Consider the following 13,344-nt stretch of genomic DNA (forward strand, 5'->3'; position numbering starts at 1 on the left):
CGTTCTTCCCGCGGCAAGGCAAGACGTGGATGGCCGGGCCAAGCCCGGCCATGACGAACGGCGACTGGCCTAACCCGGCCGGTACGCTCCGGTCACGGGGTCACGCTTCAGCGTCTGGATATTCCCCCTTTGCCTTGATTCCCACCCCCGCCGTCGATACGGTCCCGCGCGATTCAAAACCCCCGCGAGAGCCTGATCTGACGATGGACGCCTCATTGCCCGCCCATATGCACCCGGAACGCTCGTTCCAGGGCTTCATCCTCGCGCTTCAGCGGTTCTGGGCCGAGCAGGGCTGCGTGATCCTGCAGCCTTACGACATGGAGATGGGCGCAGGCACCTTTCATCCGGCCACCACGCTGCGTGCGCTCGGCCCGAAGTCGTGGAATGCGGCCTATGTGCAGCCCTCGCGCCGCCCTAAAGACGGCCGCTACGGCGAGAACCCGAACCGGATGCAGCACTACTACCAGTTCCAAGTCATCATGAAGCCGTCGCCGCCGAACCTTCAGGAGCTGTACCTGAAGTCGCTCGCCGCGATCGGCATCGATTGCGCCGTGCACGACATCCGCTTCGTCGAGGACGATTGGGAGAGCCCGACGCTGGGCGCCTGGGGTCTCGGCTGGGAGTGCTGGTGCGACGGCATGGAAGTCAGCCAGTTCACTTATTTCCAGCAGGTCGCCGGCTTCGAATGTGCGCCGGTCGCGGGCGAGCTCACCTACGGCCTCGAGCGCCTCGCCATGTATGTGCAGGGCGTCGATCGCGTCTACGACCTCAACTTCAACGGCCGCGAGGGCGACGCCAAGGTGACCTATGGCGACGTCTTCCTCCAGGCCGAACGGGAATATTCGCGGCACAATTTCGAAGTCGCTGATACCGCGATGCTGTTCGAGCAGTTCAAGATGGCGGAAGCCGCTTGCCGGAAATATCTCGAGTCCGGCTGGCGCGAAGGTAACCGCAGAGAGCATCTGATGGCGCTGCCCGCCTACGACCAGTGCATCAAGGCGAGCCACGTCTTCAACCTGCTCGACGCGCGCGGCGTGATCTCGGTGACGGAGCGGCAGAGCTACATCTTGCGGGTGCGCGAATTGGCAAAAGCCTGCGGCGAGGCCTGGATCCACACTGACGCGGGCGGAGCGGCCTGATGCCCGATCTTTTGCTTGAACTGTTTTCGGAAGAAATCCCCGCACGCATGCAAGGAAAGGCGGCCGACGATCTGCGTCGCCTGGTCACCGACAAACTGGTCGCCGAAGGCCTCGTCTATGAGGGCGCGAAAGCGTTCGCGACGCCGCGCCGCCTCGCGCTCACCGTGCACGGCATCCCGGCGCGTCAGCCTGACCTCAAGACCGAACGCCGCGGCCCGAAGGTCGGCGCGCCCGATGCGGCCGTGCAGGGCTTTCTGAAGGCGACCGGTCTGAAGTCGCTGGACGAGGCCAAGATCCAGCGCGACCCCAAGGGTGACTTCTACATCGGATTGATCGAGAAGCCCGGCCGCGACGCCATCGACGTGCTCGCGGAAATCCTTCCCGTCATCGTCAGGACCTTCCCCTGGCCGAAGTCGATGCGCTGGGGCGCACGCTCGGGCAAGCCGGGCTCGCTGAGCTGGGTGCGTCCGCTGCACGCGATCACCGCGACCTTCGGGCTCGAGACCGAAGAGCCCGATGTCGTGAAGTTCGAGGTCGACGGCATCGAGAGCGGCCAGACGACGTACGGCCATCGCTTCATGGCGCCTGCTGCGATTCAGGTCCGCCGCTTCGAGGACTATGAAGCCAAGCTGCTCGACGCGAGGGTCGTGCTCGATCCCGAGCGGCGCAAGGACGCGATCCTCACCGACGCCAAGCAGCTTGCCTTCGCGCAAGGATTCGAACTGGTCGAGGACCAGAACCTGCTCGACGAAGTCTCGGGTCTCGTCGAATGGCCGGTCGTGCTGATGGGCTCGTTCGAAGAGGAGTTCTTGAAGACGCCGGATGAGGTGATCCGCGCCACCATCCGCAACAACCAGAAATGCTTCGTGGTGCGCGACCCCAAGACGGGCAAGCTCGCCAGCAAGTTCATCCTGGTCGCCAACATCGAGGCCACCGACGGCGGCAAGACCATCATCGGCGGCAACGAGCGCGTGATCCGCGCGCGGCTGAGCGATGCGAAGTTCTTCTACGAGACAGACCTGAAGATCAAGCTCGAGGATCGGCTGCCGAAATTCGAGCAGATCGTGTTCCACGAGAAGCTCGGCACCCAGGCTGCACGCATCAAGCGCATCGAGCGTCTCGCCGCCGAGATCGCGCCGCTGGTCGGCGCCGATGCCGCCAAGGCCACGCGCGCCGCGCACCTGGCCAAGGCGGATCTGCTGACGGAAGTCGTTGGCGAATTCCCCGAGGTGCAGGGCCTGATGGGCAAATACTACGCGCTGGCCCAGGGCGAGGACGCCTCGGTCGCGGCTGCCTGCGAAGAGCACTACAAGCCGCAAGGGCCTGCGGATCGCGTGCCGGCCGATCCGGTCAGCGTTGCGGTGGCGCTCGCGGACAAGCTCGATACGCTGGTCGGATTCTGGGCCATCGATGAGAAGCCGACGGGATCGAAGGATCCATATGCGCTGCGACGTGCGGCGCTGGGCGTGATCAGATTGATCGCCGAGAACGCACTGCGTTTGTCGCTGATGAAGGTGGCCGCATCCGCGCTCGCCGGCTTGTCGGTGAAGCCAGTCGATGTGGAGAAACTCCCGAGCGATCTCCTCGCCTTCTTCGCCGACCGCCTCAAGGTCCAGCTCCGCGAGCAGGGCGCGCGTCACGATCTGGTCGATGCCGTGTTCGCGCTTGGTGGTCAGGACGATTTGCTCATGATCGTCCGCCGCGTCGAGGCGCTCGGCAAATTTCTCGAAACCGACGACGGCAAGAACCTGCTTGCCGGCACCAAGCGCGCCAGCAACATCCTCGCGATCGAGGAGAAGAAGGACAAGCGGACCTTCGACGGCGCGCCGGATGCCGCGCTCTATGGCCTCGCCGAGGAAAAGGCGCTGGCGAAAGCGATCGGCGAAGTGAAGGCGGAAGCAAGTGCCGCCGTCTCCAAGGAAGACTTCGCTGCCGCCATGAGCGCGATGGCCAAGCTTCGCCCGCCGGTCGATGCGTTCTTCAACAAGGTTCGCGTCAACGACGATGATGCGAAGGTGCGCGAGAACCGCCTGAAGCTGCTGAACGAGATCCGCAGCGCCACGCGTGCGGTCGCGGATTTCTCCAAGATCCAGGACTGAGGCGCGGTAAATAACGTTGTCATGCCCCCGGACGCAGCGCAGCGCTTCTTCAGCGGTGCGCTGCAGAGCCGGGGCCCGCGCTTGCCTCGTGCTCGGAGCTTCTGGGTCCCGGCTCGGCGCCGCAACGCTTCGCGCTGCGTCGCGTCCGGGACGCGAGAGCATGCACGTATGCCACAAAAATGCCCCGCCCGGCGGGGGGAGGACCGGACGGGGCCTGATGTCCGCTTACTCTGCTCGCGTCAGCCAGATTGATGTGACGCGCCGGACATCGAGTTGATTTCCAGGAGCGCTAGTCCATCACCTCGACGATGCGCCGCGAGCGCGGCTCGACTAGCACCGTTTCACCGTTCACGACCGTGTAGCGATAGGTCGTCGCGCCAAAACGTTGCGGCACGTCATAATAGGTGATGCCGGTTTCAGGTAAGGTGGCACCGACCACGACGCGGTCGGGAATGCTGAAGGCCGGCACGCGTTGCTCGACGACATAGTCCCGGAAAGCCGGCCGCTGCTCGACCGCAATGGTCGGGCCGCTATCGACCACCACGGGCGCGCGTCCCACTGTGATCCCGGTTTGCGCCTGCGCTGCGACGGGCGAGCCGATCGCGGCCGCGAGCGCTGCGAGGGCAAGAATCCTGTTTCGAATCCTGTTCCGCATGGGCAACTCCTTCGACGTGCTTTGCGACGTGATTGACGGGAAGCGCGAGTGGCGCGACCGGTTGCCAATGCTGCGGCGCGCGCGATGTTCCGAAAAAGCGCTGCCCTATCCGCGGCAATTTCGGGCAGTTTTCGCGAAGCCGGGAACTCGTGCCGCGTTTGTGCGTCTCTACCCGCCGAACCCGGTCCGCTATGATCCGCCCGCGATTCGCCCACGTCACGAAAGATAATTCATGCACATCACAGTCGCCCACATCTCGCCGCTCCTGTCACTGCTGGCGGGGGTGCTCATCTTGATCATGCCGCGGCTTCTCAACCTGATCGTTGCGATTTTTCTCATCATCAATGGTGCGATCGGGCTCGGTTTGTTGAAGTGGCTCCATCTCTAGGCCTTCATTTTCCGGAACTCTTCGACTTGCGCGGGCCCGCCCAAAATGGTGTAAGGCCCGCAATTTCCCGTCCCTCTCGCAGGTTGTGTGCAAGCTATGGCCAAAGCCGCCTCGAAGCCTAATAAAACTGCAGCGAAATCAAAGCCCTCCGCCAAGGCGAAAGCCGCGCCGGCGGCCCGCAAGGCGCTTTCCAAAAGCGCCCTGAAGCCGGTCGCCAAGGCTGGTGCCAAGGCTGGAGCCAAGCCGGCCGTCAAGCCGGTTTCGAAGCCGGCGGCCAAGCCGGTTGCGAAGGCTGCGACCAAACAGGCCGCGCCCAAGGTCGCTGCGAAAGCTGCTCCGGCCAAAAGCGCGCCGGCAAAGATCCCGGCCAACAAGTGGGTGTTCACGTTCGGCGACGGCAAGGCGGAAGGTCGTTCGGAGATGCGCGACCTGCTTGGCGGCAAGGGCGCCAACCTCGCCGAGATGGCCAACCTCGGCCTGCCGGTGCCTCCTGGCTTCACTATCCCGACCTCGGTCTGCACCTATTTCTATGCCCACGACAAATCCTATCCCAAGGAGTTGCAGTCGCAGGTTGAGAAGGCGCTGGACTATGTCGGCAAGTTGACCGGCAAGGTGTTCGGCGACACCAAGAATCCGCTGCTCGTCTCCGTACGGTCAGGTGCGCGTGCCTCGATGCCGGGCATGATGGACACCGTGCTCAATCTCGGCCTCAACGACCAGACGGTGGAAGCGCTGGCCGAGCTTTCCGGCGACCGCCGCTTCGCCTATGACAGCTATCGCCGCTTCATCACCATGTATTCGGACGTGGTGCTCGGTTTCGAGCATCATCATTTCGAGGAAATCCTCGACACCTTCAAGGACAGCCAGGGCTACACGCTCGACACCGACCTTTCGGCCGAGGATTGGGTCGAGCTGGTCGGCAAGTACAAGGACGCGGTCGCGCGCGAGACCGGCAAGGATTTCCCGCAGGACCCGCATGACCAGCTCTGGGGCGCGGTCGGCGCGGTGTTTTCATCCTGGATGAACGCGCGCGCGGTGACCTACCGCAAGCTGCACGACATTCCGGAATCCTGGGGCACCGCGGTCAACGTGCAGGCCATGGTGTTCGGCAACATGGGCGAGACCTCGGCGACCGGCGTTGCCTTCACCCGCAATCCGTCCACCGGCGAGAGCAAGCTCTACGGCGAGTTCCTGATCAACGCGCAAGGTGAGGACGTGGTGGCGGGCATCCGCACGCCGCAGGACATCACCGAGGAAGCGCGCAAAGAGTCGGGTTCCGACAAGGCGTCGATGGAATCGGCGATGCCGGAAGCCTTCAAGGAGCTGACGCGGATCTACACGCTGCTCGAGAAGCACTATCGCGACATGCAGGACATGGAGTTCACGGTCGAGCAGGGCAAGCTGTGGATGCTGCAGACCCGCGGCGGCAAGCGCACCGCGAAGGCCGCGCTGCGCATCGCGGTCGAGCTCGCCAATGAAGGCCTGATCAGCAAGAAGGAAGCGGTGACGCGGATCGACCCGGCTTCGCTCGACCAGCTCTTGCATCCGACCATCGATCCCAACGCCAAGCGCGACGTGATCGCGACCGGCCTGCCGGCATCGCCCGGCGCGGCCTCGGGCGAGATCGTGTTCTCCTCGGATGAAGCGGCCAAGCTCCAGGGCGACGGGCGCAAGGTCATTCTGGTCCGCATCGAGACCAGCCCGGAAGACATCCACGGCATGCACGCCGCCGAAGGCATTCTCACCACCCGCGGCGGCATGACCTCGCACGCGGCGGTCGTCGCGCGCGGCATGGGCAAGCCCTGCGTCTCCGGCTGCGGCACCATCCGCGTCGATTACGGCCGCGGCACCATGAGCATCGGCTCGCGCACCTTCAAGGCCGGCGACGTCATCACCATCGACGGCTCGCTTGGCCAGGTGCTGGCCGGCCGCATGCCGATGATCGAGCCGGAGCTGTCGGGCGAGTTCGGCACGCTGATGAATTGGGCCGACCAGGTCCGCAAGATCGGCGTCCGCGTCAACGGCGACACGCCTGACGACGCCCGCACCGCGATCAAGTTCGGCGCCGAGGGCATCGGCCTCTGCCGCACCGAGCACATGTTCTTCGAGGAGACCCGCATCCGCACCGTGCGCGAGATGATCCTCTCCGAGGACGAGCAGTCGCGCCGTGCCGCGCTCGCCAAGCTGCTGCCGATGCAGCGCGCCGACTTCGTCGAGCTGTTCGAGATCATGAAGGGCCTGCCCGTCACGATCCGTCTGCTCGACCCGCCGCTGCACGAGTTCCTGCCGCACACCCACGCCGAGGTCGAGGAAGTGGCGCGTGCCATGAACACCGATCCGCGGCGTCTGGCCGACCGTGCGCGCGAACTGTCGGAGTTCAATCCGATGCTCGGCTTCCGCGGCTGCCGCATCGCGATCGCCTATCCTGAAATCGCCGAGATGCAGGCGCGGGCGATCTTCGAGGCTGCGGTCGAAGCCGAGAAGCGCACCGGCAAGGCCGTCGGTCTCGAGGTGATGGTGCCGTTGATCGCGACCAAGATGGAGCTCGACCTGGTCAAGGCCCGCATCGACGCCACTGCGAAGGCGGTGATGCGCGAGACCAACACCAAGATCGCCTATCAGGTCGGCACCATGATCGAGCTGCCGCGCGCCTGCCTGCTCGCGGCCGAGATCGCGGAGAGCGCGGAGTTCTTCTCGTTCGGCACCAACGATCTGACGCAGACGACCTACGGCATCAGCCGCGACGACGCGGCAAGCTTCCTCGGCCCGTATGTCGCGAAGGGCATCCTCTCGGTCGATCCCTTCATCGCGCTCGATCAGGAAGGCGTCGGCGAGCTCGTCAAGATCGGCGTCGCGCGCGGCCGCAAGACGCGGCCCTCGCTCAAGGTGGGCATCTGCGGCGAGCATGGCGGCGACCCGGCGTCCGTCGCGTTCTGCCACAACATCGGCCTCAACTACGTCTCCTGCTCGCCCTACCGCGTGCCGATCGCACGGCTCGCCGCCGCGCAGGCTGCGCTCGGCAAGGAGATTGCGAGCCAGGCGTAAGGCGGAAGCGAGAGTGTGATGTGAAGAGGCGGAGCTGGGCTCCGCCTCTTTTTGTTTGAGGTGATCGCACAGCTGTTGAATTCACGCAGCTGTCTGCTCCGTCATCCTGAGGCGCGAGCGGCGCGACGCAAAGCGTCGCGCCGGGAGCCTCGAAGGATGAAGCGGCCGAGATGCAGTCGGGCCGTCGCCCTTCGAGGGCCGCTGAAGAAGCGAGCACCTCAGAGGGTGTGAATTTTTCGCGAAAACTGTAGGCGTGGCGGTCCCGGTGTGATTCCCTGCAAAGGCAGATGTGGAGGAGCGCGGGATGGCTGACGACAAGCTGTTTGGAGAACTGCCTGAGCAGCCGGCGCCGCGGGCTAATGCGGCGCCTTCGGGAGCACCGCGCCTGCGCGAACCGAAGCGCAATCAGATTGAGTTGCGGGCAGTGGATATCGAGAGCTTGATCGGGGAAGAGCATCCGGTGCGCGTGATCTGGGCTTATGTCGAAGGTCTCGACCTGAGCGAGCTTGAGGACCGGATCAAGGCGCGGGATGAGCGCCCTGGTCATCCGGCCACTTCGCCGCGGCTTCTGCTGGCGCTGTGGCTCTATGCCACCAGCGAGGGCGTCGGCAGCGGGCGTGCGCTGGAGCGGCTTTGCGAGAGCCAGGATGTGTACCGCTGGCTGTGTGGGGGCGTGTCGGTGAACCATCACACGCTAACGGACTTCCGGATTGAACACGCCGTTCTGCTTGACCGGCTGCTCGCCGAACATCTGGCGGCGTTGGCCAAGGCCGGCCTCGTCGACCTGGATACCCTGGCCCAGGACGGCGTGCGGATCCGGGCGAGTGCCGGCGCCGCTTCGTTCCGGCGGGAGGCGACGCTCGATCGTCATCTGGCGACGGCGCAAGCGGTTGTGGACGAACTCAGGCGAGAGGTCGAGACGCGCTCCGATGCCAGCAATCAGCGTATCAAGGCGGCCAAGGAACGGGCGGCGCGTGAGCGCTTGGAGCGCGTCAAGGCGGCGCAGGCGGCGCTCGCCGATATCAAGCGACAACGCGAAGCGCGCGAAGATAGGCGCAGCAACGGCAAAAAGCCGAAGGAGCCTCGCGCCTCCACCACCGATCCGCAGGCCCGCGTCATGAAGATGTCGGATGGCGGCTTCCGTCCTGGATACAACGTGCAGGTGGTCAGCTCGGCTGGCGAGCAAATCGTGGTCGGGTTCGAGGTGACCAATGTCGGCTCCGATCGGGGCCTGATGCGACCAATGCAGGATCGCCTGCGCGCACGAACGGGCCGTCTTCCACGACGCTATCTCGTCGATGGCGGCTTTGGCAGCGCCGAGGACATTGAGTGGGCACACGACCAAGGGATTGAGGTCTTTTGCCCGCCCACTCAGTCCAAGCACGGCACCGATCCCTGCCTGCCGCGGCGCGGCGACGGCCCTGGCGTATTGGCCTGGCGGACCCGAATGGCAAGCGAGGCGGGCAAGGCCCAGTACAAACCTCGCTCGATCTGCGAATGCATCCATGCCCGTTGGCGCAACTGGAACCTGCGGCTACTGACCGTACGCGGCATCGAAAAGGTCCGAGCCGCTGTGCTCTGGTACGCACTCGCCAACAACATCTTGCAAGGCCATCGGCTCGCCAACGCCTAAACGCGACACCAGCCCCCGGCCGAATCCTCGAAACCATCCCCATCGAACTTGCCCGCAGACGAAAACGCCGCGAAAATCCGAAAGCTTCAATGCTCTCAGGATGACGGTGAACTTTCGTGCGTCCCGTAATGATACGTGCGGGCAAGAACCGCCGGCAAGAGTTCCTTCACCATTCGCGTTGACCGATCGTTTACCGCTTCAAATGACGCGGCCTTTACCAACGCACATCGTCGCTCCGTGAAAACACCCGACATCGCTTGAGTGTGCCCCGCGCGCAACGCCGATTAACGCCCCGGCAACCTAAATTGGATACTCACGATAAAGATCGAATTGCACGGATGTACTGAGTTCGATCGGAGACTGGCGTAAGCGTAGCGTGAGCGTATCGATGTCAGTGTTGCGTAACCATCCGAAGGGCGCGCGGTTCGCGTCCTTCGGACTAGGTCTCCTGGTCTTCGCGCTGATGCCGCGGGAGACCGGCTATCAGGACATAGGCTCGCTGCTCGCGCGTCAGCCCGGCGTCGCCGAGCGCTGGCAGAAGCAGGTGTTCTCTGCGGCCTCTTCCATTCAGCTCGCCACTTACAGCTTCTCGCGCCCGATTGGGACCTCCGCGCCGCAGAGCGCGATGGTGCGTCTGGCGAGCCTCGATGGCCGCGACGTCACCGGCACGATTTCCCGCGGCAATCCGGTCTTGCAGGCGCCGACGCGCTACCAGGCTTCCGACTTTCCCAAGGTCGATCGCGCGCTGAAGGGCGATCGTCTCGCCACCGCGACGCCGGCACCCGCGCCGGAGACAGTTGCACCGGCTCCCGCGCCAGCGCAGCAGGATCCCGCGACATCGAACAGCTCCGTGTTCGGCGCCAAGACCGCTCAGCTTCCGCTCGCGCCGCCGCAGGCGATGTCGCCGGAATCCGCGGCGGCACTCGATCCGGAGCTCCAGGAAGCGATGCGCGCGCCGCCATTGGCTCAATATGCAAATCCGCCGAAGGCAGACGACAATGCGCTGTCTTTCGCCGCCCAACCGCTCAACACGCTGAAGCAGGCCACAGTCGCCCCGCCGCCGCGCGATGCTTTCAGCGTCAAGACGTCGAACCTGTTCTTCGGCAGCTCCTCGCTTGGCGGCAATCTCGAGAGCATCGAGAGCTGGCAACCCGGCGCCGAGCCGCTGATCGTGATGCCCGACCCGGACATGAAACTGGCCTCGCTGTCGCCGCCGAACGAGGACGTCGCGGCCGCGACCGAGAGCGGCGAGAGCGTCGCGCCGAAGGGCGAGGTCAATGCCGACAACCAGCGCGCCAAATCGCCGGCCGAGCGCCTGGCGCTCGACGAGAAGTCACGCGCCAAGTCGGAAAAATGTCTTGCCGAGGCGGTCTATTTCGAATCCCGCGGCGAAGCCGTGCGCGGCCAGATCGCGGTCGCGCAGGTCGTGATGAACCGCGTCTTCTCCGGCAAATACCCTGATACGGTGTGCGGCGTGGTCTATCAGAACAAATATCGTCACTTCGCCTGCCAGTTCACCTTCGCCTGCGACAACAATCCCGACGTGATCCGCGAGCCCGAGATGTGGGAGCGCGCCAAGAAGATCTCGAAGGCCATGCTCGACGGCCAGATCTGGTTGCCTGAGGTCGGCAAGTCGACGCACTACCACGCCTATTGGGTGCGTCCGTCCTGGGTCGCCGAGATGAAGAAGATGTACAAGACCGGCGTGCACACCTTCTACCGGCCGCGCAATTGGGGCGACGGAGCTGAGGAGCCGAGCTGGGGTACCCCGGCGCAGACCGCCGCGCTCTCGGCCGAGCTCGCGCAGGAGGCCAAGAGCTCAGCCGAGATGGGCGTGACCGAGCGAAGGTAGCCGCTCACATCTCGATATCCAGCGCGCAGTCCAAGTTTGGTGCCGAGTGCGTCAGCGCGCCTGACGAGGCGTAGTCGACGCCGGTGGCCGCGATCGCCGCAATCGAATCCGGCGTGACGCCGCCGGAGGCTTCCAGCTTCAGGCGGCCTTCCGTCATCCGGACGGCCTCGCGCAAGGTTGCGATGTCCATGTTGTCGAGCAGCACGGCATCGGCGAGGCCGGTGTCGAGCACCTCGCGTAGCTGTGCCAGCGTATCCACCTCGATCTCGATCTTGACCAGATGGCCGGCATGCGCCCGTGCCCGCTCCAGCACGGGGCGGATGCCGCCGGCGACCGCGATGTGATTGTCCTTGATCAGGATCGCGTCGTCGAGGCCGAAACGGTGGTTGAAGCCGCCGCCGCAGCGCACCGCGTATTTCTCCAGCGCCCGCAATCCCGGCGTGGTCTTCCGCGTGCAGCAGATGCGCATCTTGGTGCCCTCGGTGCGGGCGACGTAATCGGCCGTGAGCGTGGCGACGCCCGAGAGGCGGCCGACGAAATTCAGCGCCGTCCGCTCCGCGGTGAGGATGGCGCGGGCCGGCCCCGAGATCGTCAACACCTGCTGCCCGCGGGTTACGCGCGCCGCATCGCGGACATGCGCGCGCACCTCGATGTCTGCGGAGAGCTTGTGGAGCGTCGCCAGCGCCAGCGGCAGGCCGGCCATGATTCCGGACTGGCGTGCAACCAGGACGGCCTGCGCTTTGGTCGCTTCCGGGATCGTTGCGAGCGAGGTGACATCGCCGGCGCGGCCGAGATCCTCGTCGAGTGCGCGATGTACGGCCTCGTCGATGGCGAGAGGGGAAAGGAAGGCGTCGGGACAGAGCAGGGCGGTCGGGGTGATCATGGGAGTTCCTTCAGGCGATCAGGGTTTGCGCGACGCGGGGCGCTGCGTGCGCGGTGAGGCTGTGCGCGATCTCGCGCGCTTCAGCGAGTGTCGTCATGGTTCGGTGGGCCAGCGCGGGAACATCCGTCGGATGGTCCGAGCGGAAATGAGCGCCGCGGCTCTCGCGCCGGCTCCAGGCTGCGGAGGCAACGAGCAGCGCCGCGGTCGCCATGTTGCGAACAGTGACGCTCATGGCCGTGCGCTCGAGTGCAGCAAAACTGCGCACGGCCCCCGCAAGCCCGTCATGCTCGCGGATCACGCCGACCTTTGCGCTCATCATCGCGCGCAACTGCTTCACAGCGGCCGCATCCGGCGCGCTGCCGTGCGGCGTTACCAGTGCGGCTGGGAGGCAGGCGGGCGAGGGGATCGCCTGGCCGGCGATATCGTCGGCGATGCGCGCGGCATAGACCACGGCCTCCAGCAGCGAATTGGAGGCGAGCCGGTTGGCGCCATGCATGCCGGTGGACGACACTTCGCCGGCGGCCCAGAGCCCGTCGATCGAACTGCGGCCGCGTGCATCCACCGCGACGCCGCCCATGTGATAGTGAACGGCTGGCGCGATCGGGATGATCTGCGTCGCTGGATCGATGCCGGCGGCGATGCAGCTTGCATGCACGGTCGGGAATTTGTCGGCGAAACGGGCGCCCAATGCCTGTCGCGCATCGAGGAAGGCGCCGTGCCCCGCTGCAACCTCGGCAAACACGCCGCGGGCGACGATGTCGCGCGGCGCGAGTTCGGCGAGAGGATGCGTCGTGAGCATGAAGCGCTTGCCCTGACCGTTGATCAGCGTCGCGCCTTCGCCGCGCAGGGCCTCGGTCGCAAGCGGTGCCGGATCGCGGCCGACCATGATCGCAGTCGGGTGGAATTGCACGAATTCGGAATCGGTAATCACGGCGCCAGCACGCGCTGCGATCGCGAGGCCCGATCCATGGGCCTCGGCCGGATTGGTGGTGACGGCGTAGAGATGGCCGATCCCGCCGGTTGCGAGCACGACCGCGCGGGAAGCGATCATCAGCGGCCTTGCCGCAAAGTTGCCAGCCTCGCGCACCTGAAGGCCGGTGACGGCGCCATCCTCGGTGAGCAGCGCTTCGGCGACAAACCCTTCGATCAGCCGGATCGACGGCGTGCGGCGCACCGCTTCGCTCAGGGCCGCGATGATCGCGGCGCCCGCGCCGTCGCCGCGCACGTGCACGATGCGACGCGCGGAGTGTGCGGCTTCGCGTCCCACCGCGAGCCGGCCTTCGAGATCGCGGTCAAATGGCACGCCGTAGGCGAGCAGATCGTGTATCCGCGGGCCGGCCTCGCGCGCGATCCCGAGCGCGACCGTTTCATCGACGATGCCGCCGCCGACCGCGATGGTATCGGCGGCATGCGCTTCGGGAGTATCGCCTTCCGCGACGGCAGCCGCGATGCCGCCTTGCGCCCATGCGGACGACGCCCCTTGTCCGAGCGGCGCCGCCGAGATCAGCGTCACCCGCCGCGGCGCGAGCTTGAGCGCGCAGAATAATCCGGCAAGCCCGCCGCCGACGATGACGACATCGTCGGTTGAGCGGGTGAGATCGTGGATGTTATTTGTCATGGCTTTTTCCTGTTACTCCGCCGTCGTCCCGG

General features: G+C 65.5%; 9 protein-coding genes. 6 read left to right on the forward strand and 3 right to left on the reverse strand.

Going from position 1 to position 13,344, the window contains the following annotated elements; all coding sequences use genetic code 11:
• Positions 1-203: 203 nt before the first annotated feature.
• Together G8O24_RS14025 and glyS are read left to right on the forward strand one after the other, a co-directional pair.
• Positions 204-1,139 (forward strand): glycine--tRNA ligase subunit alpha, encoded by a 936-nt coding sequence (locus G8O24_RS14025; RefSeq protein ID WP_188100133.1) that lies wholly within the window; start codon positions 204-206, stop codon positions 1,137-1,139.
• Positions 1,139-3,238 (forward strand): glycine--tRNA ligase subunit beta, encoded by a 2,100-nt coding sequence (gene glyS / locus G8O24_RS14030; protein WP_188100135.1) that lies wholly within the window; start codon positions 1,139-1,141, stop codon positions 3,236-3,238. The genes G8O24_RS14025 and glyS overlap by 1 nt, the downstream gene beginning before the upstream one ends.
• Before the next feature lie 289 nt (positions 3,239-3,527).
• Here the strand turns inward: glyS and G8O24_RS14035 are convergent, their stop codons facing one another.
• Entirely contained in the window at positions 3,528-3,881 is a 354-nt protein-coding gene (locus G8O24_RS14035; protein ID WP_188100380.1) for a DUF1236 domain-containing protein, read from the reverse strand.
• Between the two features lie 244 nt (positions 3,882-4,125).
• Here G8O24_RS14035 and G8O24_RS14040 point away from each other — a divergent pair, with 244 nt between their 5' ends.
• The 4 genes from G8O24_RS14040 to G8O24_RS14055 all read left to right on the forward strand — a co-directional run bounded on the left by G8O24_RS14040 (position 4,126) and on the right by G8O24_RS14055 (position 10,811).
• Positions 4,126-4,281 carry a DUF3096 domain-containing protein gene (locus G8O24_RS14040; RefSeq protein ID WP_014497329.1) on the forward strand — a complete coding sequence of 52 codons (156 nt, stop codon included), beginning with the start codon at positions 4,126-4,128 and terminating at the stop codon, positions 4,279-4,281.
• A 96-nt stretch (positions 4,282-4,377) separates the two neighbouring features.
• Complete coding sequence (gene ppdK, locus G8O24_RS14045) at positions 4,378-7,326, forward strand: pyruvate, phosphate dikinase (RefSeq protein ID WP_188100137.1); 2,949 nt, start codon at positions 4,378-4,380, stop codon at positions 7,324-7,326.
• A gap of 304 nt (positions 7,327-7,630) precedes the next feature.
• A complete protein-coding gene (locus tag G8O24_RS14050) occupies positions 7,631-8,959 on the forward strand; it encodes an IS1182 family transposase (RefSeq protein WP_188100139.1) in 1,329 nt (442 codons plus the stop codon).
• 388 nt (positions 8,960-9,347) lie between these two features.
• Entirely contained in the window at positions 9,348-10,811 is a 1,464-nt protein-coding gene (locus tag G8O24_RS14055; RefSeq protein WP_188100141.1) for a cell wall hydrolase, read from the forward strand.
• A 4-nt stretch (positions 10,812-10,815) separates the two neighbouring features.
• On the opposite strand, the gene nadC is transcribed toward G8O24_RS14055, so the two are convergent.
• The gene (nadC, locus tag G8O24_RS14060; protein ID WP_188100143.1) at positions 10,816-11,694 is read right to left on the reverse strand and encodes a carboxylating nicotinate-nucleotide diphosphorylase; all 879 of its coding nucleotides are present in this window, start codon (positions 11,692-11,694) and stop codon (positions 10,816-10,818) included.
• 10 nt (positions 11,695-11,704) lie between these two features.
• Positions 11,705-13,312, reverse strand: a complete 1,608-nt coding sequence (locus tag G8O24_RS14065) for an L-aspartate oxidase (protein WP_188100145.1) — start codon at positions 13,310-13,312, stop codon at positions 11,705-11,707.
• Positions 13,313-13,344 lie beyond the last annotated feature (32 nt).

Source organism: Bradyrhizobium campsiandrae, assembly GCF_014529705.1.
Taxonomy (GTDB): domain Bacteria; phylum Pseudomonadota; class Alphaproteobacteria; order Rhizobiales; family Xanthobacteraceae; genus Bradyrhizobium; species Bradyrhizobium campsiandrae.

Bases quoted from the DNA above. Each gene is read 5' to 3' on its own strand.
- G8O24_RS14050 (WP_188100139.1), top strand. From the start codon at position 7,631: ATGGCTGACGACAAGCTGTTTGGAGAACTGCCTGAGCAGCCGGCGCCG.
- G8O24_RS14055 (WP_188100141.1), top strand. From the start codon at position 9,348: ATGTCAGTGTTGCGTAACCATCCGAAGGGCGCGCGGTTCGCGTCCTTC.
- G8O24_RS14025 (WP_188100133.1), top strand. From the start codon at position 204: ATGGACGCCTCATTGCCCGCCCATATGCACCCGGAACGCTCGTTCCAG.
- glyS (WP_188100135.1), top strand. From the start codon at position 1,139: ATGCCCGATCTTTTGCTTGAACTGTTTTCGGAAGAAATCCCCGCACGC.
- nadC (WP_188100143.1), bottom strand. From the start codon at position 11,694: ATGATCACCCCGACCGCCCTGCTCTGTCCCGACGCCTTCCTTTCCCCT.
- G8O24_RS14040 (WP_014497329.1), top strand. From the start codon at position 4,126: ATGCACATCACAGTCGCCCACATCTCGCCGCTCCTGTCACTGCTGGCG.
- ppdK (WP_188100137.1), top strand. From the start codon at position 4,378: ATGGCCAAAGCCGCCTCGAAGCCTAATAAAACTGCAGCGAAATCAAAG.
- G8O24_RS14065 (WP_188100145.1), bottom strand. From the start codon at position 13,312: ATGACAAATAACATCCACGATCTCACCCGCTCAACCGACGATGTCGTC.